Source organism: Microcoleus sp. bin48.metabat.b7b8b9.023, assembly GCF_013299185.1.
GTDB lineage: Bacteria > Cyanobacteriota > Cyanobacteriia > Cyanobacteriales > Microcoleaceae > Microcoleus.
In genome coordinates, this window is sequence record NZ_JAAFKG010000012.1 from 118,394 (window position 1) to 137,875 (window position 19,482).

At 46.9% G+C, this 19,482-nt stretch carries 20 protein-coding genes; 8 read left to right on the forward strand and 12 right to left on the reverse strand.

Annotation, left to right across the window (positions count from 1 at the left end):
• Positions 1 to 100 precede the first annotated feature (100 nt).
• Together asnS and QZW82_RS09875 are read right to left on the reverse strand one after the other, a co-directional pair.
• Positions 101 to 1,492 (reverse strand): asparagine--tRNA ligase, encoded by a 1,392-nt coding sequence (gene asnS, locus QZW82_RS09870; RefSeq protein WP_293147528.1) that lies wholly within the window; start codon positions 1,490 to 1,492, stop codon positions 101 to 103.
• 94 nt (positions 1,493 to 1,586) lie between these two features.
• A complete protein-coding gene (locus QZW82_RS09875; protein ID WP_293147530.1) occupies positions 1,587 to 1,952 on the reverse strand; it encodes a DUF2203 domain-containing protein in 366 nt (121 codons plus the stop codon).
• Positions 1,953 to 2,066: 114 nt separating this feature from the next.
• Here QZW82_RS09875 and QZW82_RS09880 point away from each other — a divergent pair, with 114 nt between their 5' ends.
• Positions 2,067 to 2,342, forward strand: a complete 276-nt coding sequence (locus tag QZW82_RS09880) for a DUF6439 family protein (protein ID WP_293147531.1) — start codon at positions 2,067 to 2,069, stop codon at positions 2,340 to 2,342.
• A 239-nt stretch (positions 2,343 to 2,581) separates the two neighbouring features.
• On the opposite strand, the gene QZW82_RS09885 is transcribed toward QZW82_RS09880, so the two are convergent.
• Together QZW82_RS09885 and QZW82_RS09890 are read right to left on the reverse strand one after the other, a co-directional pair.
• Positions 2,582 to 3,073 carry an anti-sigma regulatory factor gene (locus QZW82_RS09885; protein WP_293147533.1) on the reverse strand — a complete coding sequence of 164 codons (492 nt, stop codon included), beginning with the start codon at positions 3,071 to 3,073 and terminating at the stop codon, positions 2,582 to 2,584.
• A 195-nt stretch (positions 3,074 to 3,268) separates the two neighbouring features.
• Positions 3,269 to 3,508, reverse strand: coding sequence for a hypothetical protein (locus QZW82_RS09890; RefSeq protein WP_293147535.1), 240 nt, complete (start codon positions 3,506 to 3,508; stop codon positions 3,269 to 3,271).
• 261 nt (positions 3,509 to 3,769) lie between these two features.
• Between QZW82_RS09890 and QZW82_RS09895 the strand changes: the two genes are divergently transcribed.
• Positions 3,770 to 4,681: an alpha/beta fold hydrolase gene (locus QZW82_RS09895; protein WP_293147537.1), complete on the forward strand. Its 912-nt coding sequence runs from the start codon at positions 3,770 to 3,772 to the stop codon at positions 4,679 to 4,681.
• A 468-nt stretch (positions 4,682 to 5,149) separates the two neighbouring features.
• On the opposite strand, the gene QZW82_RS09900 is transcribed toward QZW82_RS09895, so the two are convergent.
• Complete coding sequence (locus tag QZW82_RS09900) at positions 5,150 to 5,287, reverse strand: hypothetical protein (protein ID WP_293147539.1); 138 nt, start codon at positions 5,285 to 5,287, stop codon at positions 5,150 to 5,152.
• A gap of 354 nt (positions 5,288 to 5,641) precedes the next feature.
• On the reverse strand, positions 5,642 to 7,327 hold the full coding sequence (locus tag QZW82_RS09905; protein WP_293147541.1) for a transglutaminase domain-containing protein: 1,686 nt from the start codon (positions 7,325 to 7,327) through the stop codon (positions 5,642 to 5,644).
• Positions 7,328 to 7,754: 427 nt separating this feature from the next.
• Between QZW82_RS09905 and QZW82_RS09910 the strand changes: the two genes are divergently transcribed.
• Both QZW82_RS09910 and QZW82_RS09915 read left to right on the forward strand, forming a co-directional pair.
• On the forward strand, positions 7,755 to 8,618 hold the full coding sequence (locus QZW82_RS09910; RefSeq protein ID WP_293147543.1) for a DUF928 domain-containing protein: 864 nt from the start codon (positions 7,755 to 7,757) through the stop codon (positions 8,616 to 8,618).
• A 338-nt stretch (positions 8,619 to 8,956) separates the two neighbouring features.
• A complete protein-coding gene (locus QZW82_RS09915) occupies positions 8,957 to 10,993 on the forward strand; it encodes a ShlB/FhaC/HecB family hemolysin secretion/activation protein (RefSeq protein WP_293147545.1) in 2,037 nt (678 codons plus the stop codon).
• 273 nt (positions 10,994 to 11,266) lie between these two features.
• On the opposite strand, the gene QZW82_RS09920 is transcribed toward QZW82_RS09915, so the two are convergent.
• From QZW82_RS09920 to QZW82_RS09930, 3 genes are all read right to left on the reverse strand, one after another.
• Positions 11,267 to 11,665 carry an alr0857 family protein gene (locus tag QZW82_RS09920; RefSeq protein WP_293147547.1) on the reverse strand — a complete coding sequence of 133 codons (399 nt, stop codon included), beginning with the start codon at positions 11,663 to 11,665 and terminating at the stop codon, positions 11,267 to 11,269.
• Between the two features lie 123 nt (positions 11,666 to 11,788).
• Entirely contained in the window at positions 11,789 to 11,962 is a 174-nt protein-coding gene (locus QZW82_RS09925) for a hypothetical protein (RefSeq protein ID WP_293147549.1), read from the reverse strand.
• 47 nt (positions 11,963 to 12,009) lie between these two features.
• Positions 12,010 to 12,525: an HNH endonuclease gene (locus QZW82_RS09930; protein WP_293124219.1), complete on the reverse strand. Its 516-nt coding sequence runs from the start codon at positions 12,523 to 12,525 to the stop codon at positions 12,010 to 12,012.
• A 573-nt stretch (positions 12,526 to 13,098) separates the two neighbouring features.
• Between QZW82_RS09930 and QZW82_RS09935 the strand changes: the two genes are divergently transcribed.
• The 3 genes from QZW82_RS09935 (at position 13,099) to QZW82_RS09945 (ending at position 15,854) form a co-directional block, all read left to right on the forward strand.
• Complete coding sequence (locus QZW82_RS09935; protein ID WP_293147551.1) at positions 13,099 to 13,443, forward strand: hypothetical protein; 345 nt, start codon at positions 13,099 to 13,101, stop codon at positions 13,441 to 13,443.
• A gap of 246 nt (positions 13,444 to 13,689) precedes the next feature.
• Positions 13,690 to 15,018, forward strand: coding sequence for a D-alanyl-D-alanine carboxypeptidase (locus QZW82_RS09940; RefSeq protein WP_293147553.1), 1,329 nt, complete (start codon positions 13,690 to 13,692; stop codon positions 15,016 to 15,018).
• A gap of 419 nt (positions 15,019 to 15,437) precedes the next feature.
• Complete coding sequence (locus tag QZW82_RS09945) at positions 15,438 to 15,854, forward strand: DUF2809 domain-containing protein (RefSeq protein WP_293147555.1); 417 nt, start codon at positions 15,438 to 15,440, stop codon at positions 15,852 to 15,854.
• 484 nt (positions 15,855 to 16,338) lie between these two features.
• Here QZW82_RS09945 and QZW82_RS09950 read toward each other — a convergent pair whose 3' ends face one another.
• The 3 genes from QZW82_RS09950 to QZW82_RS09960 are packed head-to-tail and all read right to left on the reverse strand — an operon-like array spanning position 16,339 to position 18,086.
• Positions 16,339 to 17,454: an N-acetylmuramoyl-L-alanine amidase-like domain-containing protein gene (locus QZW82_RS09950; RefSeq protein ID WP_293147556.1), complete on the reverse strand. Its 1,116-nt coding sequence runs from the start codon at positions 17,452 to 17,454 to the stop codon at positions 16,339 to 16,341.
• Between the two features lie 20 nt (positions 17,455 to 17,474).
• Entirely contained in the window at positions 17,475 to 17,843 is a 369-nt protein-coding gene (locus QZW82_RS09955) for a hypothetical protein (RefSeq protein WP_293147557.1), read from the reverse strand.
• 57 nt (positions 17,844 to 17,900) lie between these two features.
• Positions 17,901 to 18,086 (reverse strand): hypothetical protein, encoded by a 186-nt coding sequence (locus tag QZW82_RS09960; RefSeq protein ID WP_293147559.1) that lies wholly within the window; start codon positions 18,084 to 18,086, stop codon positions 17,901 to 17,903.
• A 78-nt stretch (positions 18,087 to 18,164) separates the two neighbouring features.
• Here QZW82_RS09960 and QZW82_RS09965 point away from each other — a divergent pair, with 78 nt between their 5' ends.
• On the forward strand, positions 18,165 to 19,286 hold the full coding sequence (locus QZW82_RS09965) for a serine hydrolase (RefSeq protein WP_293147561.1): 1,122 nt from the start codon (positions 18,165 to 18,167) through the stop codon (positions 19,284 to 19,286).
• Positions 19,287 to 19,482 lie beyond the last annotated feature (196 nt).

Here is a 19,482-nt window from a genome sequence, read left to right on the forward strand (position 1 = left end):
ATTGTCTTCAGTCCGCGGAGGCGGACTTTGTTTTTGTAGGCGCGGTTTCAACCGCCGTCTGCTTTGTTTTTGTAGACGCGGTTTCAACCGCCGTCTGCATCTAAAAATCAATACTCAAAGGCGCTCTCGGAAACGGAATCACATCCCGAATATTCCCCATTCCAGTCATAAACTGCACCAACCGTTCAAACCCCAAACCAAAGCCAGCGTGAGGCACAGTACCGTAGCGGCGCAAATCCAAATACCACCACAATTCCTCCTTATTCATCCCCTGAGCTTCCATGCGTCTCTCCAACACATCCAGCCGTTCTTCCCGCTGCGAGCCGCCGATAATTTCCCCAATATTCGGAGCCAAAACATCCATTGCTCGCACCGTTTTCTCGTCCTCATTTAAACGCATATAAAATGCTTTAATCCCGACGGGATAATCGCTGACAATTGTCGGCTTTTTAAACAAATCCTCAGCCAAATAGCGCTCGTGTTCCGACTGCAAATCCAAACCCCAACTTACCGGAAAATCAAACTTTTTGTCTGCTTTTTCCAAAAGTGCGATCGCCTCCGTGTAAGTAATCCGCTCAAACTGATTGTTAATAATATTTTCAGCCGTAGCCAAAACCGTCTTATCAATCCGCTCGTTGAAAAACTCCATATCTTCTGGGCAATGCTCCAAAACAAAGTTAAAAATGTACTTTAAAAACGCCTCAGCCAAATCCATATTACCCTGCAAATCGCAGAAAGCCATCTCCGGTTCAATCATCCAAAATTCCGCCAAATGCCGCGAAGTATTAGAATTTTCGGCTCGAAAAGTCGGGCCGAAAGTGTAAACATTGCCGAAAGCCATCGCCATAACTTCCGCTTCCAACTGACCGCTAACTGTTAAATAGGCGCGCTTTCCAAAAAAGTCTTTCGCATAATCAACCTCTTGCGAATCAGTGCGCGGCACATTTTTTAGATCGAAGTTAGTAACAGCGAACATTTCCCCCGCACCTTCGCAGTCGCTAGCAGCCAGAATCGGAGTGTGAACCCACAAAAAGCCGCGTTCTTGAAAAAATTGGTGTACCGCCGCCGAACAAGCATTCCGCACTCGAAAAACTGCACCGTGGGTGTTAGTGCGCGGCCGCAAATGGGCGATTGTTCGCAAAAATTCCAAGGAATGCCGCTTTTTCTGGAGCGGATAAGTTTGCGGGTCTGCTTCGCCATAAACTTGTACTTGTGAAGCTTTCAACTCAATTCGCTGTCCCTTGGCTGGAGACGCTACCAACACTCCCGAAACTTCTAGAGATGCACCTGTATTTAATTGTTTAAGTACATTTTCAAAATCTGGCAAATCGGCATTGATAACTACTTGTAAATTAGCCATCGCCGAACCGTCGTTGACTTCGACAAAGGCAAATTCTTTCAATTCCCGCTTAGTACGAACCCAGCCTTGAACAGTTACGGTTTCGTCCGGTTCACCAGCCCGCAAAATTGCTGCAATTCGTTGATTAGTCATATTCACTCCCGTTTATTTAATATTTTGCACCACAATTCTCTCTTTTCTCTTCCTCTGCGCCCTCTGCGCCCTCTGCGGTTAAAAAAATCCAAAACTATCCCGTATAGGATTTCAAAATCCAACCAAGCAAAATGCCGAGTCCCCCAAAGCGAACCGCTTGCCAAAAAGGTTGTTTTATGCTTCCCCAAGAAAACAGACTGCTTTCTAAATTTAACTCGATCGTTTCCAATTCTTGCTCAATTTCCCGCAATTCTTTCTTGAGTTGCGGTAATGGATTTTGGCGCAGAGACTGGCGGACATCTTCTCGCAGGTTGCCGAGTTCGGCTTGGCGCTGGCGATCGCACTGAATCTGAGTGTAACGCTCTTTGACGGCTGCGAGCGATCGCTCCACTGCTGCGATCGCCTCCACAAACTCATTTTCTGAATCTTCCCGATTTAACTCTGACGGCTGTTGAGGCATTTCGATCTGCAAACCCGACAATACTTAAAAAAACAATTCCCAATTAACTTGTTATTATATGCAGTATATTTTTTCAATTCAGAAACCGCAGCCAAATAGCTATAATTGCCATCTATGCTTGAAACTACACAAACAACCCAAACTGTCAACCTCAACGAGCTGAGCACAGTAGAACTGGCTCAAGCCCTAGCAGCCCGCCTCGCCATTTCCGAAAGAGATTGGCACCGCCTCAAAGCCAACCGTTCCGCCCGGGCCGGAGAGCAAGCCGCAGCCGCTTTGGTCTTTTTGCTGAAAAATCAGCCCGAAGAAGCTCTGCCGCGCTTTAACCAAGCAGCAGGATGGCTAGATCGATCGATCTCTGCCCCTCCCTGTCCCACTCACGGCAAATAATTTTGAGTCTTGAGTTAAATATTTGACAAGAGCCCAAAACTCAAACAATCGCGCTACTCGATCGAGCAGCGCGATTGCGAGCTAAAAAAGATTTATACTTTTCTCACTCAAAACTCACATTTTGCATTATCATCTACTATCAATAGCTTGATACTCAAAATTTTCCATCCTCGGTTCAGCGAGGAAACGAAAAAAATTGCAGGTCGAGCTGAGCTGAAAAATGCTACCAAATATCAGTTCTAGCGCAAGCGAGGCAGCCGGTAGCGACTGGGAAGTTCTTTGCACAGCCGTAACTCTGTGCCTTGAGAATTCCACTCAACCCGATCGAATATTTGGTAAAGGATAAACAGCCCCCTACCACATTCTTGTTCAACATGGGGGAATGCAGAATTATCTGCAACATCCTCTGCTATGAGACTGTCGCAAGTATCGGTATAAAGGTCGCAACCGCAAGGTGCTTTAAAGCCACAACCTTCGTCTGATATCACCCACCAATATTCGTTTTGGACGATCGAAAAACGGACTCCAACAGTTTTACTGGGGTCTAACTTATTTCCATGCTTAGCAGCATTTACCAAAGCTTCTTGAAGCCCCAACCGTAATTCCGCTTGCCAGTGAGGCGGAATCTCTGCTAGGAGCAGATCCAAAATAGGACAAAGGTATAGGGTAGAAGCGAAGCTAATCGTAATCCAATTGCGTCCGACGACCGGACGGGCTGAGATAGCAATCACTCAGAAAACTCCCTAACTTTCAGGTGGATAAACTTCACACCCTGCATAGTTGGCTCCCTAGTATTCAAAATACTCATTAATTGAGCGGCGCAGCTCTATTTCTATCTTAGAGTATCAAAGCCGTTAAGAAAAGCAAAGAACATCACAAAATATTCTGCGATTCTCAGAAACTTTTGCCAAGAACTACCAGTAATTTTACTTATAACTTCTACCCGCAGCCTGATTTTTGAGATCGGCTTTTGCCGGGGCACGGTCGCTGAACCCGCTGCATCCCAAGCCGTCAACAGCTCGCTTACCAAACGATCCCCACCTTGAAAAGATCGGAAACCCGTCCAAAAAAGTCGATCCCTTGACTCCTAGCCAATGGGGATCGACTCCCACCACCACAGCTTGGGCCCGATCGCCTAGATCTCCTACTTGTGCCAAAAATCGCAAGGATCCTACCTAGGTGTGTTGCAGTCGAAACCAGATATATTTCCCAAATGCCGATCGAATACTGAAAATCCGACTGCTGCGACCTTTACCAAATCAATATTTGTTACAAAACTTATTTATTATGAGTGCGATCGCCCGCACTAGCCCAACTCGACCAACTTGACGTATCCCTTACTGGCAAAACCCCAGCGCGTTGGCAAAACTTTATAAATCTGAACCTCACGATACAATAGTTAAAGTAAATACTTATTTCTTTACATTATGCAAACAATCCCAGCCATCACCGCAGCCCCCATTCCAGGCACATACTGGCAATGGCGGGGCCATTCAGTATACTATGTTCGATCCTCTTCAAGGGCTTCGCTAACGAGTGATCGACATCCAGAACGCCCTCCCCTGCTGTTAATTCACGGTTTTGGAGCATCCACAGACCACTGGCGCAAAAATATCAGCGGGCTGAGCAAAGACTTTGAAGTGTGGGCGATCGACTTAATCGGATTCGGGCGATCGGCAAAACCCGAAATCCAGTACAGCGGCGAGCTCTGGCGCGACCAACTCCACGACTTCATCACCACCATCATCGGCCGGCCCGCCGTACTAGCCGGCAACTCCCTCGGAGGCTACGCCGCCTTGTGCGTAGCAGCCCAGCGTCCCGAATCAGCCACCGGACTCATCTTAATCAACAGCGCCGGCCCCTTCAGCGAACCTCAGCCCGCACCAGAAGCCCCGCCCTTGCAAAAAGCCGTATCTACCGTAGCTAAAACCTTATTTCAGCAAGATTGGGCAAGTTTTCTGCTGTTTCAGTACGTGCGCCAGCGATCGACAATTCGGAAAACCCTACAAAAAGTTTATCTCGACCAAAGCGCCGTCACAGACCAATTAGTAGAAGAAATTTACCAACCCTCCTGCGATCCGGGTGCACCCAAAGTATTCGCCTCCGTCTTCCGAACACCCCAAGGTGAAAAAAACGACGTATTGTTGAGTCAATTAAATTGCCCACTGCTAATGCTGTGGGGAGAGGGCGATCCGTGGATGAATTCTACCAACAGAAGCGCCAAATTCCGCGAACATTATCCGCAGTTGACAGAACACTTTATCAAAGCTGGTCACTGTCCGCACGACGAAGTACCAGAACAGGTAAACGAACTGATTCGCGCGTGGATAATTGACTAGGGCATGGGGCATGGGGCATTGGGCATGAGTTACTGGTTATTGGTTGTTAGAACGAACAACTAACAAGAAACATAGGACAAATAAGCTCCGAGGCATTTAAATTGCACGTCCGAATAAAGTTAAACTTTTGTGGGGCGGGCAAGATGCCCGCCCTAAAGATACAATTTAAATGCACAACCAATAACCAATAACCAATAACCAATAACCAATAACCAATAACCAATAACCAATAACCAATAACCAATAACCAATAACCAATAACCAACAACCAATGACTTCAAGTGTGTTGATTGTGGCGCGGGTGTCCCGCCCGTGAATCCTACTAAATCAAATAGGTTTGTAGTGAGGACTTCAGTCCGCATCAATTTTTGCGGACTAAAGTCCTCACTACAAACCTCTAAAGACCATCCAAGTATGTCGCCTTATTTATTAGCATGACAAATGCAATTTGTCAACAGCAAATAGCGACTATTTTTTACGTTTGGCGTTATCTAACCGCCTCCGATCGCGCCATTCAACTGCTGTCAAATAAGCGACCCCGCCAGTCACTGTCAGCAACAGCACAAAGGCTACCAAAACCAGCAAATTAGCAATCGAAAATTCCACAACCCCTCCTGCTTGCCTTATACTTGAGATTTAGACTTGAGATTATGTGCGATCGCACAAACGACATAAAATTAGTTTGTAGCGAGGAATGGCAATCCTCATAAAACTCTGCGGACTAAAGTCCTCACTACAAACCTGCGGACTAAAGTCCTCACTACAAACCTGCGGACTAAAGTCCTCACTACAAACCTGCGGACTAAAGTCCTCACTACAAACCTGCGGACTAAAGTCCTCACTACAAACCTGATAACGGTTATTGTACCGGACGTGTTTTGAATTGGGCGAGAGGGGGAGATGAGAAAAATCCTCCCTCTGTCAACTGTCAACTGTCAACTGTCAACTGTCAACTCTTCCTTAAAACAACTCTTCCAAAATTGTAAACCGGACATGATTAATGGCCAGACTTCCCACGGAAACATCCTCCTTCTTCAAAGGCAGACCCCCGCTGGTGAGACTTTGGAAGCGAATTCCCTTGCCAATTTCCACGTGATACCAAGCTAAACCCATAAAAAACCGCAAAGGATAAGGGCCTCTGTCTTGAATGTCATCAGGATTAGATTCCATCGGCACCCAGCCAAAACCTGGAATGTAAAACTCCAGCCAAACGTGATTGAAATCGGGTTCCAGCGGCAAACCTTTTCTGTCAGCAAAAGCCGGACACTTATAGCGCCCAATTGTGCGACAAGCAATCCCGTTCAACCTTGCCAAAGCCAACAACAACCCCACATACTCGCCACAAGAACCGACGCCGCGACGCAGTACAATATCGGGAGTGTCAATGTGAGGTCTAATCCCGTAGGAAAGTTGGTCGTAAACAAAATTGCGAATGCTCAGTAACTTCCTCAGAATATTAGTTTCTGTGCCAATGGAAGCCACCGCAGCCGATCGCACAATCTCCGTATCCATCGCCAAATTATCATTGTCCACCAAATACTTCGCTGCAAACTCCGGCGACAGTGGCGGTATCTTTTCTACATTCCGAGGTGACAACTGATACTTGATCGATCGCACTTCCAACAAAGCCTTCCAGCCAAAAATTCGCCGTTCCCCCTTCAAGAGGCGATCGAACTTAAACACCGCCACCCGTTCCCCTTCCTGAATTTCCTCAGTAAAAGGCATCCCTATCGGCGTAATTTTCCTCACTTTTTGCCGGTGAGTGTCCGAAGGTAAAGCAATCCGCCACTCCAATTTATCGATTTCTACCTCATCCAGAGGAGACAGTTCCTCGACATAGGACATTTCCATCAAAAAACCGTTTGACAGAGCGTAGCGTTCGGCTTCATTGTAGTGAAAAGATAAAGGGTGAACAAAAGTGCGATCGCGCTTCGTCAACTGAAAAGGATCTTCCGAATTCGGATCGTCCCGGATATAAAGTTCATCCCCGGCATAAGCCACGTACAGAACCTCTTCGCCCGTCTGGGCATCTTTGTGAAAAGCCAAACCCGAAGGCCACTCAAAGGGAGTCAAAACGCTAAATTTAATCTCCCCAGTTGCCCGTTCCAAACAGTAAACAGTTTGCTCAGTCTTGTCGCAAACCCAGAGTTCCTCATCCCGGACAGTGATATTTTCTATGCCAATACCGGGAGCGTAAAACCGAGTAATTTCCCGACCAGTTTTTACATCAAAAACCAGAATATAGCCCAATCTCTGGCAAGTCACATACAGCGTAGATTTCCAAACCGCAATCCCGTCAGCGGGATAAGAAAGGGAAACAAAATGTTCCGGTTTGATTTGTGCGATTGCCCCATCCCGAATTGCGCCCGGACAGCAACAAATATCCTCATCTCGCGAAAACCAGAGAGTATCTTCCCAAATCGCCAGCCCGGTTGCGCCTGCAAACTTACCCGTTTGATGAGGATTCAAAACAGTAGTGTTGTCAGTTTCTCGATCGATCTCCAATAGTAGCCCTTCGGTGCGATCGACCGCGAATAACCTATTTCCTAAAAAAGTAATGCCGTGCAGCGCGTAGACCCCGATCGGTCTTACCATCCGCAGCCCCGAAGGCTGTTTGTCCGAGAGAACAGGTGAATCGAGATTCATGCTAAATTTTTTTGCCGCTATTGTATTGTACAGAAAACTTAATTTGCTCACTTGTAGCCGATCGCTTTAGGCTCATCAGCAAAATTGCCGAGGTTCCTGATATCCTGAACTGACGCATCAACCGGTTTTTTTACGAAAAGACGCTTTTTAGCCTGCGACCAGAGTAAAAAAAACGGAATATTAGTCTTTCTGAACATTGGCTTTGACAAGCTCAACCCAACCTGCTGTCGTGCAGGCAAGTAAGTATAACTACTAAGCTACCACTGAAAAACGCGACACAGAATTCCATCTTGCTCAGAAGGGCCAAACTAATCGTATCTGTTGGAAGATATAAATTAAGTACAACAGATTACTAGATCCGTCAAAACCTTGGGTAGAATAAAATCGTGTGTTTAAGTTCCTAGGTTCATTAGAAGGCAGGTTCGTCATGGCTTGGAAGTCTGCTCTAAACATCGGTGCTCTTTCCTTAATTCTGTCTCTAGAGGGAGTTGCCGTTGGTAGTTTAATACCAGCAGAGGCTCTCAACAGCCCCGGTAACAATGTCCGCCGCCCCTCACAACCGCAGCTACCACTCAACTGGCAAACAGTTCAACCCCCGGAACTAACTGGAAGCAGACCGAACAACCAGCAATTGGGAGGCACGTGGAATAACTTTCAACCGCCGGAGCAGGGAGTACCCGGAAGGCGGGAAGGGGGAGGAACCCGCGGCTTAGAATGCACTGCCACAAATGCCTTAACTGCCTTGATTCCCCAATCAACTATGGGGCAAACAATATCAGCAAAGCCGACATTTTTCTACTACCTTCCCGTAGCCATCGACAAAACAGTTCAGTTTGAGTTAGCAGACGAAAGCGACAAAACGGTATACAAAAAAAGTTTTCGGATGGTAACGAGCCGTCCTGGTATCGTTAGCATCAACCTCGCCTCCGACGGCAACTCGCCAGCCCTGGAAGTTGGCAAAAACTATCAATGGTACTTTACTATCAAATGCAACCCAAAAAACTATAGAGATGAGGTTCTCGTTTCAGGGTGGATAAACCGCATCGCAGTTGCCCCAACCTTGAAAACAGAGTTGGATCGATCGCCCGAGGGTCGCGCCAAGCTGAGCATCTTCGGCAAACAAGGTCTCTGGTACGAGTATTTGGCAGCTCTAGCTCAATTGCGCGTGGAGTCTCCCAGCGATGCCAATTTAGCGATCGAGTGGTCAGAAGTGTTGAGTGCAGTCGAACTCGGCAAAATTGCCCGAGAACCATTAATCCCCAGTGAGTTAACACCCATCGCCAAAAAATAATTCCATACCAGATACATTTAACCTGGCAAATCCAGGAGCATTAAGATTCGCTAGGAAAAGCTCGGATGTTGCAACTGGGCATTTGTTATTGAAGCGATCGCTCTTCAAATCGTCCTAGAGTCCAGATCCTCGTGACTCAATCCCCCAATCGCCCAAATCTAAACTCTAAAATCTAAAAGATCGATCGACTTCGATAGCAAAATTGAGATGCTCCCGATCTCCTTGTCTCTGGAAAGCCGGACTATTGAAAATTTTATCGTCAAATTGCGCCGAATACTAAATGGTAAACTTGCATAGTGCAAGCAGCAGGCAAACTTATTTTACAAAAAATATTAATTATGCGCCCGAGAGCAAATATTGCAATATTTCGGTTGGGGATTTCACTTCTAACTGCGCTCCCCATTGCTTGCTTTGATGCCCATCAAGCTATATCCCAAACGGAGGATAGTTCTCAGTTGCCCGCCGCCGCTCACAACTTAGCCGATCCGGCCAACCGAGTATTAGCACTGCAAAAACTCGAAATCAAGCAGGATGAAACTGCAACTAACTCCAATCAACTGCCGGATTTTGCCGAAAACAATCCTCTTGACAACCAAGCCGATCGCTGTTCCACAATTAATGAAACTGGTTGTGATGCGCATCCGGAACCCGAAAGACTAAATTTAGTTAACACTGAGCCAAAATGTGAGAACCCCGCAGATTGCGATCTTTTAGCCCAAAACCCACAAAATACCCCTCCAAACCTGCCCCCGCCACCGACTCAGCCAGATCCCAATCGCGATCGATTTTTGCAACCGGCCCCGCAGCCTTCCCCAGAACCTCCTCAAATACCGCCACCAGTTGCACCGGAGCGCCCGTCCCCAGTTCCCCTGCCACTGCCGAATCAGGTAATTCAGGTGCAGAAAATTCAAGTAGTTGGCAGCACAATTTTAAGCCAAGACGAAATTAATGCCTTAGTCAAGCCGTTAGAGGGTCGTTCTGCCACGCTAGAACAGCTCAAACAAATCGCCGACAAAATTACCGAAATTTACCTCAATCGCGGCTACATCACTTCGAGAGCCGTCTTGCCGCCCCAAACTATCACCGCAGGAGTAGTCAAAATTCAAGTTATCGAAGGCAAGCTGACCCGAATTGAGGTAGAAGGAGCTAAAAGATTGCATCCAAGTTACATCCGCAGCCGGATTCGACTCGGTGCCCGAATGCCTTTAAGTACAGCTTCATTAGAAAACCAACTCCGGCTGCTGCGAGTCGATCCTTTATTTGACAATGTAGAAGCCAGCCTGCGGGCTGGGGATAATGAAGGAGAGAGCATTCTGATTGTCAGAGTTACGGAAGCTAATCCATTTCAATCTAGTTTCAGCATTGACAATTATTCGCCTCCCAGCGTCGGTTCTGAAAGATTGGGTGTTAGTTTGCGGCACCGCAATCTCACAGGAAATGGCGATGAACTTGCGGGTGCTTATTATCGATCGCTCGGCGATTCAGATGTCTTCGATTTCAGCTATCGCTTGCCGCTAAATGCGATGAACGGCACGTTGCAATTGAGGGCAGCGCCGAACCGCAACAGTATAGTACAAGAACCTTTTGATTCTGCTGACATTTCGGGAAAATCACATTTATTTGAAGTTAGTTACCGCCAACCGCTGCGGAGAACGCCGATCGAAGAATTTGCCTTATCTGCCGGTATTACTTATCAGAAAGGCAGAACTTTTGTCGCCGGTGTACCAACTCCATTTGGCTCGGGCCCTGACTCCAATGGTGTCACGACTACGACTGCGATTAAGCTGGGACAGGACTACATTCGGCGCGACCCCCAGGGTGCTTGGGCTTTGCGATCGCAATTTACGATCGGCACAAGCTTGTTTGATGCTACTCAAAATGAAGGTTCTGTCCCTGACGGACAATTTTTGAGTTGGCTGGGTCAAGTGCAGCGAGTACAGCGATTAAATGATAAACATTTATTAATTTTGCAGTCAGACTTGCAACTTTCTGCTAATAGTTTGTTACCTTCGCAGCAATTTGTAATTGGCGGCGGGCAATCTCTGCGCGGCTACCGCCAAAATGTGCGTTCTGGCGATAACGGCTTCCGACTGTCGATCGAGGATCGGATTACTTTGCAGCGGGATGCTTCGGGAAATCCCAAACTTCAATTAGCTCCTTTTTTGGATGCAGGTACGGTGTGGAATGCTGCCAACAATCCTAATAAAATAAGCTATCAGACATTTTTAGCAGGTATGGGTTTGGGGGTAATCTGGGAACCGATACGGCGGGTGAACTTGCGTGTAGATTATGCTTTTCCTTTGATAAGAATTACCGATAAAGGCGACAACCTGCAAGATAACGGCATTTACTTCAACCTTATTTACACGCCTTAGGATCGCAAATTAAATAGTTTACACTCAAGAAAGTGGGATGGGCGTCCCGCCCGTCATGAAAGAACGGGCTCTTTGGGCCCATCCCACAAGAACCATCAATTTGTAAGTTATCTAATTCTTATTCCTTAACAAGAGTGGGGGATAGAGAAAGCATCCGATCGCAAAAAGCATTTTTTTTACAGTGTTGTCTCGCTCGCCTATTTTATCAATCGCGAGCGGGACAGCACTGTAAAACCTGGCACAGATGCTCCCTGGCGAACTTTATCGCGGATATTAATCGCCGACTTCGCCGACAACCTCGGCAGCAGCCTGAGTTTCGAGCCAGAGTCCGAGCAACAACCGCTCCGCCCGATCGCTCAAAACAGTCGCAAACACCCCCTGGGCGCCCTCAGACGCCTCTCCAATCCACGTACCCCGCAGAGTCACCTCGACAAAATCAGCATCAGCAACACAAAGGTCGATCGAATCGGTATCATCTCGGCGGGCCTCAGATTCCAACAGAGACAGCGCCGGCAAATTCGCGGGCAGCAAAAATGCCGCAGTGCTCGGTTCAACGCTGATGCTTTGACCAACTCGCATAGCCAGCACAACTCGCAGCGCCACTAACTGTTCGGGAGATTGAGCCAAACGCTCCAGGTTAAAGCCCGTTTCAGTGTAAGTCAACTTCAGCATATTGACAGCCCTAAATTTGGAATTGAAAATTTGTCAGTAGTCAGTAGTCAGTAGTCAGTAGTCAGTTGACTGTTGTCAGTTTGCTTAGAAAAGGCTCGAAGGGTAATCAGCAGTCATCAGTCCTTAATGATTAGGATTTTCCGACGCTCCTAAACACACAGACGAAGGATAGGGCATTTGGTTCAGAGAAGCCCTGGCAGGGGAAATAAAATTTTTTCGATCTCGATCGATATCGAGAATCTTTTCCACTTTCCAATTACCAATTCCCAATTCCCAATTACCAGTTACCAATGACAACTGAGAACTGTCAACTGTCAACTGTCAACTGTCAACTGACTAATGCCCTATTCCCCAATTTGGTATTCGTGCCAAAACATTTCGGCAAAAGCAACAGTGGGGTGAATGGGAGCCTTTGGCTTGGTTCGCAGAGGCATTTGAGCTTCTATGGGAGTTCTGTCGCCCTTACGAGAGTTACACCGTTCGCAAGCAGTCACCACGTTGTCCCAAGTATGCAGCCCGCCCTTCGATCGAGGCATCACGTGATCCAGCGTCAAATGCCGGTTGCTGCCGCAGTATTGGCAAGCATGAGAGTCTCGGCGCAGAACTTCCCGGCGATTGACCGGCGGAACTTTCCACAGCCGTTCCCTGTTACCAAAAGTCAAGCGGATTTGTTCGGGTACGTGGATGCTGGTGCTGGGCGATCGCACTACATAGCCATTGCCGGTGCTAAAATCCAGAGGTTCAGCCTTGCCTGTTACCAAAAGTACGATCGCCCGTTTGATGTTGACACGGCTCATTGGTAGGTAATTTTGAGAAAATACCACAACAGATTGCCTCAATACATCAGTTACTACGGTCACGGCTTGCTCCTCCTCGTTTGGATTTTAGATTTTAGATTTTAGATTTTAGATTTTAGATTTGGAATACTTCCCAGCATTGGCTACATCTAGTTTTCGCTAGTTCCCCAAGCCTTGCCAAATTGCTCCAATCTCCAATCAAATGCCCCCGCTTCTCCTACGAGTGAAGCGGGGGCCAGAAAAACTGCTTTCATGCAAATTTTCATCTTGTGTTGGTACAGTCGTTTAGCTGTACCTCCCGCTTCGCGTATCTTTATGATGTGGCCGTGCCACTTCCAGACCGTCCCGGTCTACCTCGTTGTCATTAATTTCTGCAATTAGTCCTAATCCACTATAACCGGGTTTAATTGGGCTTGTCCCAGCCCACGAGGTCGCTGTGAGGCTCGCCAAACCCGTCCCAAAGACTTGCCGTGAGGACTCAGCGCCACCCCTGGGGCGATCGCACTTGAGTTGATAAGTAGAATAGGTGGGGAAAAATTTCACAGTAGGCAGAATAGTGATCTGAGACCTTTAAATCTAGCTTTAAACATACTACACTGATATTACAGATATGTCCACCCGTCACGGAGAAAAATTATGCATACCCTACCTAGAACCTCAACCACCGAAATGGAAGTCACCAGCATTCGATTGGAAAGAGAGCTCAAGGAGAGATTGAAAGAGCTTGCTGGGAATCAAGGCTATCAAGCTTTGATTCGAGATTTGCTCTGGAATTACGTCCAGCAGAAGTCTGGAGAGTATCGTCAGATGTTTTGTCGATCGGATATTCGAGCCAGCATTAACGCCACAGCACAGCAGGAAGAACGCTGCGCGCTTACAGGAGAGTTGATTCGAGTTAATGAGCCGATGTTATTAGGCCTGACGATGCACGGCGAAATGGTACCCCTGAGTATGGGGAGTATGGGCAGTATAGCTGGATAAACCAGTTTTCCCTTGAATTTGCGATTGCGATCGGCCTGGGGTGAGAACCCCAGGCGCTGAAGATAAAACCCGAAGCATTTCCAAGATATCTATATTTAACGAACCGCGAAGACGCGTTAGGCGAAGCCGCGCATAAGCGCTAGCGCGCGAAGGAAGAGCGCAGAAGGAAGAGGCGCGAGCTAATGCTAAACTTTCCATCGGGTATGCCGAAAGACGATCGTAAATTTGATGGAAAAAATGAAGGTAATGCTGAAAAACCGCTACTTGACTGCTGTAAGCTCGATCGGCCTTCTCGCAATTATCACCGGATGCGCCGCTACCGAATCACCCCAAGTTACAACTCCCTCTCCTTCTCCTGTAGCCGAATCTTCCCCGCCGCCAGTTAAACCAAATCAGCCGTTAACAGTCTCTGTCAACAATCCCGAAACCGCCACAAATACCAAAATCCAGCAATATCTCAACGGATTGACGGCCCAAGGTTCTGCCAAAGAAGACCAAGGAATCTGGATGCAATCGGGCAATACATTACTCGCCAATCATCAAGGTACAGTTCCTCTGTCAGCCGCTTCCATTACCAAAGTAGCAACATCTCTGGTAGCCCTCCAACAATTCGGGCCGGAACATCAATTTATCACCGAAATTAGTACCAACGGCACCATCAAAGACGGTGTATTAAAAGGCGATTTAGTGATTGAGGGCAGTGAAGATCCGTTGTTTGTGTGGGAAGAGGCGATCGGCCTCGGTAACATCTTAAATAAAAAAGGCATCAAACGAGTCACCGGCACTTTAATTATTGTCGGTAAATTTTACATGAACTTTGAATTAAATCCCCTCAAATCAGGAGAATTGCTCAAACAAGCATTGAACAGTGAAATCTGGCCCAGCGAAGCCGCCGCCCAGTATCAAACACTTCCTCCCAATACACCGAAGCCCCAAATATTAATTGATGGTAATGTCAAAGTTTTGCCAGCACGTCCCAGCGCCGTACCGTTAGCCAAACATTATTCTTTACCCCTCGCCGAACTGATCAAAAAAATGAATCAGTACAGCAACAATCTCATGGCAGATATGCTAGCTGATACTGTCGGTGGCGCCAAAACAGTCGCGCAAAAAGCAGCAGCAGCAACCGGAGTTCCTTCCGCCGAAATTCAACTCGTCAACGGTTCCGGATTGAGCGACGACAATCGCATTTCTCCTAGGGCTGCCTGCGGGTTATTTATCGCTTTAGAACGCTACCTGCAACCTTACAACATGACAGTTGCTGATGTCTTAACTGTAGTTGGCAAAGATAAAGGAATCTTGTCAGAACGGGCGCTGCCAAAGCTAGCAGTAGTCAAATCTGGCACGTTGGATAATGTTAGCGCTTTGGGCGGAGCGCTACCCACTCAAAAACAAGAAACCGTGTGGTTTGTGATTATGAATCGAGGGGCAAATGTCGAGGCATTTCGCACTCAGCAAGAGGTTTTGCTGAAAAGCTTTTTGACTGAATGGGGAAGCGTTCAAGTTGCACCGCCCGAATTAACACCAAATCCTGCTAGAAGCAGTAAGGTATCTCGCAGCGAACTTGTTCTATAACACCAGATTTGATAAATAATATCAGGGCTGTTTCATTCTCCAAAAAACGAGGATTTTGTAGGGGTAGTGCCAACAAAGCCTACCCCGCCCCACCAACGAAAAATCGTTTATTTCTGAGATCTGGGCGGGCACGGGGGCACCGCCCCTACAAGAGAATGAAACAGCCCTGTAAATAATATAGCAATCCTCGCATCATTTGCATAATTATTGTAGGGGTTCTTTAAAAATCCGGTTTCCCGATATATCAGGGGTAGGCACGGGGGCACTACTCCTACAAATTCATCTGAATCATTTAGGATTGCTATAATTATGTTGGATTCTTGGCGAACAGCCAATAGTTGCCACGGTGCGTCAGCAGAGATATTTTCAATGGTATCTAAAATCGTGCCAACTGACGCACCTTACTACTAATACTTAAAATGGCATCACCTTTTAATCGCGCGCATCGCTTTTTCAACTATCGAGTTGCTCTTTTATTGACTATCATCCCTATTTTGATTGTCGGTTTAAGCAGCGAATTCTATTCGGGGCCGGGGCGAGAGTTTTTTAACGATTATTTTGGTGATTTTCTCTACCAAATTTTCTTAATTCTGCTAATTGTTTTCATGTTTCCCCAAATTTCTCCGACTAAAATTGCCTGGGGAGTTTTTATTTTTAACTGTCTCATTGAATTTAGCCAACTGTGGAAACCTCCTTTTTTGGAAGCTATTCGCGCTACATTATTTGGGCGTTTATTTCTGGGTAGTGGCTTTTCGGGGGAGGATTTTATTGGCTATATTTTGGGATGTACTTTGGGGTGGATTTTGGTGGTAGGGCTGAAGGGAAAATTGAGATGATCTGCTTTTTTGTCAAACCTCGATCTGGTTTGTAGTGAGGACTTTAGTCCGCATTCATCAATGACTGAACTCATCACTACAATCTGGTTTGTAGTGAGGACTTTAGTCCGCATAAAGAAGGACTGAACTCATCACTACAATCTGGTTTGTAGTGAGGACTTTAGTCCGCATTCATCAATGACTGAACTCATCACTACAATCTGGTTTGTAGTGAGGACTTTAGTCCGCATAAAGAAGGACTGAACTCATCACTACAATCTGGTTTGTAGTGAGGACTTTAGTCCGCATTCATCAATGACTGAACTCATCACTACAATCTGGTTTGTAGTGAGGACTTTAGTCCGCATAAAGAAGGACTGAACTCATCACTACAATCTGGTTTGTAGTGAGGACTTTAGTCCGCATAAAGAAGGACTGAACTCATCACTACAATCTGGTTTGTAGTGAGGACTTTAGTCCGCATAAAGAAGGACTGAAGTCCTCACTACGAACGAATTGGATTAGGTGTTTTTGCTCTAGCAACTACAATACCGATCGCACTTTCGACTCTGCTAATATATCTGTGCAAGTCGTAAGCAACTGTCACAGCCCCAGCCGGCGAAGCGTGAATTAAGCCGAGATTCCCGTCTGCATTCCTGTACACAAAACCCGTGTGGGTGACATCCAATCCTTTAACATCCGTGGCTACTGCCACAATATCCCCAGGCTTTAACTGGGAATAAATACTTTTGATCCGATTTGTCGGGATGTAATTAACCGTAGTTTTGGCTAATTCTGCTTCTTGGCTGACTATGCACTGATAAGTTGCTTCATCTTTTGCCATTTGCGGGTAACTGCTGCGGTGCTGGCTCATGAAATTTAGTGTTTTCTTCATCGGCACTCCGCCCAACTGAGCGGTAATGTTTTCTACGGTTTGCCGTTTTTGATTGTCTTTAATCCATTCTGAAAAATAGTGCATCCGGCTGCAATAGCCGTTCATTTTACCGTTTAAATACCGTTGTTCTTCTATGCGATTTACAAAATTTTGATAGTCGTAATCTTTGACTGCTACGCCTCTGGAAATAGCCAAAACAGTCTCTACAAACAAAACGCAATCAAATTTATTCAACGTTACGATCAACTTTTCTTCGCCGGATTTGTCCAGCAAACCCTCGACGTAGGGCTTTCCTAGGAAGTTATCGCCGATCGCCTGGATGATTTGTCCGATCGGGCGATCGGGCAAATTTTCCTGTTTGGCATACTGTACAATCTTTTCAAAACGTGCTATGTCTTCGGGTAGTATAGCGGTTTCTCTGGCCGTATTTTCTGAGTCTGGTCGTCTCGCCAAGACTTCCAGCAATTGGGAATAGGGAATTTCAGGTATGTTGTTCAAGTCCTGAAACAGCCTGAGGAAACTAGAAACACTTTGCTTGTTTTTGGGTTCCCGATTTTCGCTGTCTCCGATCGACTCAGCCGCTACATCCGCGCCGCGTGCTTCTGTTTGTCGATCGACAACAGCAACAGCAGGTTGAGACTGCAATGCCCAAAAATCAGGTATCAAATAATTATTCACCCAGGCGATCGCAAATCCCAAAACAGCCAGACTCCAAAAATTTCTCATGTTTTTCTAGGGATTTTGCTTCAACTGAGTGCTATCCTGAAACCTTTATAATTATTAGAACTCTCAATCAGCCTAACCGCTAGATGAAATTTACGAGAGCGGACTAGATCGACAGCCTTGTCATTTGGACGCCCCCCTATTATAAACTGATCGTGCGAGTTTGATACCACAACACTGTAATGCAAGTAGACCGCCGACGCCGCCCAATCGAACCCCAACGTCCGATCCAACCCAGACGCCACAGCAGCGAGCGTCCAGTCCAATCCCGACGCGCAAGCAGCGATCGCCCAGTCAAACCCCAACGTCCTATCCAATCCCGACGCCCAATCGGCGATCGTCCAATCTGGCTCCAACGCCTCATCTCGCTCCAACGACTCATCTGGCTCCAAAGCTCAATCTGGCTCCAACGCCTCATCTTGCTCCAACGCCCAATCTGGCTCCAAATCTCAATCTGGTTCCAACGTCTCATCACCGATCGTCCAGTCGCGCCCCGACGCCAAACTAGCGATCGTCCAGTCCAACCCCGACGCCTCATCACCGATCGTCCAGTCCAACCCCGACGCGTCATCACCGATCGTCCAGTTGAGCCCCGACGCCAAACTAGCGATCGTCCAACGCCATCTCGTCGGCAAATCAGCGATCGTCCAGTTGAACCCCGACGCCTGATTACCGATCGTCCAACGCCATCTCGCCGGCGACTGAGGGCAAAATTGTCTCGGCTCAAATACCGCAACATTTTGTGTTTAATTGCGGGGGCGATCGCATTTTTTGGGCTCCTGACAATGCCCTTCAGAACTCGCCGCGCCCCAGAGCCACCCGTCATATTGTCTCAAGAGGCTATCTCGCCACCGACAATTCCAACATCCCAAAATGTAGTCGATAGTCAAAGCGATCCTACCTTCACCTACAACATCAAAACACCTCCCAATCCAGTTTATTCTCAAGAATTGCAAGGGATTGTTGATGAAGCTGTGAACATTGCCACCAGCAAAGGATTGTCAGCAGACAAGCTATCAATTAGCTTATTTGATGTCAGCAATCCCAAAAATCACACCTTCGCCGGATATCAAAATCAAACTCTCAGATTTCCTGCTAGCGTTGCCAAGTTATTTTGGATGGCAGCCTTTTACTCAGCCATAGAAAAAGGCATAATTACGGAAAGAGAATCTGCATTTAAAAACGACCTAGAACAAATGATTCGCATCTCCAACAACGATTCTGCCAGCAGGATTTTAGACAAACTCACCGATACAAAATCCGGCGGACGGCTCGGAGGAGAAGAGTTGCAAACATGGCTGCAAAAGCGCAGGCAAATTAACACTTTTTTCCAGTCAGCAGGCTACAATGATATTCGTATAAGCACCAAAAATTATCCCATATACTATTTAAGGCAAGAAGGCCCAGTCGGTCGCGATTTGCAATTGCGGGGCGATGATTCTCAGCCGATTCGCAATCAAGTAACTACTGACCAAGCTGGCAGATTAATATATGAAATCTATACTAGGCAAGCTGTTTCTAGTCTCGCCAGCCGCAAAATGGCTTACTTGCTGACGAGAGATTTAGACCCTAAGGCATGGAAAAATGACCCTAGCAACTCAATACAAGGATTTCTCGGCGAATCTTTACCAACTAATATTTATTTTGGTTCCAAAGTTGGCTATACCTCTCGTTCCCGCAGCGAAGCGGCATTTGTCAGAACTTTGGACGATCGCGCGATTTATATCTTAGTCGTTTTCGCAGACGATGTGGCTTATGCCAAGGACGAAACTGCTTTTCCGGCAATTTCTCGACACGTGTTCGATCGATTAAATGCTCGCGAACCCAGCAATTAGCAGCGATCGGATGTGCGAACAACTACAATCAAAGATAAGATCGGACGGCGGTTGAAACCGCGTCTATACAACCCACATTCCGCATCCCAACTGGCACATAGGCGAATTGAGGGCGTAAAAGTGAATTATCCGAGACCAAGCGTGAGTAAAAACACCCAAAAATCTGTGCAACTATCGCATCACCAGTTAGGCATCC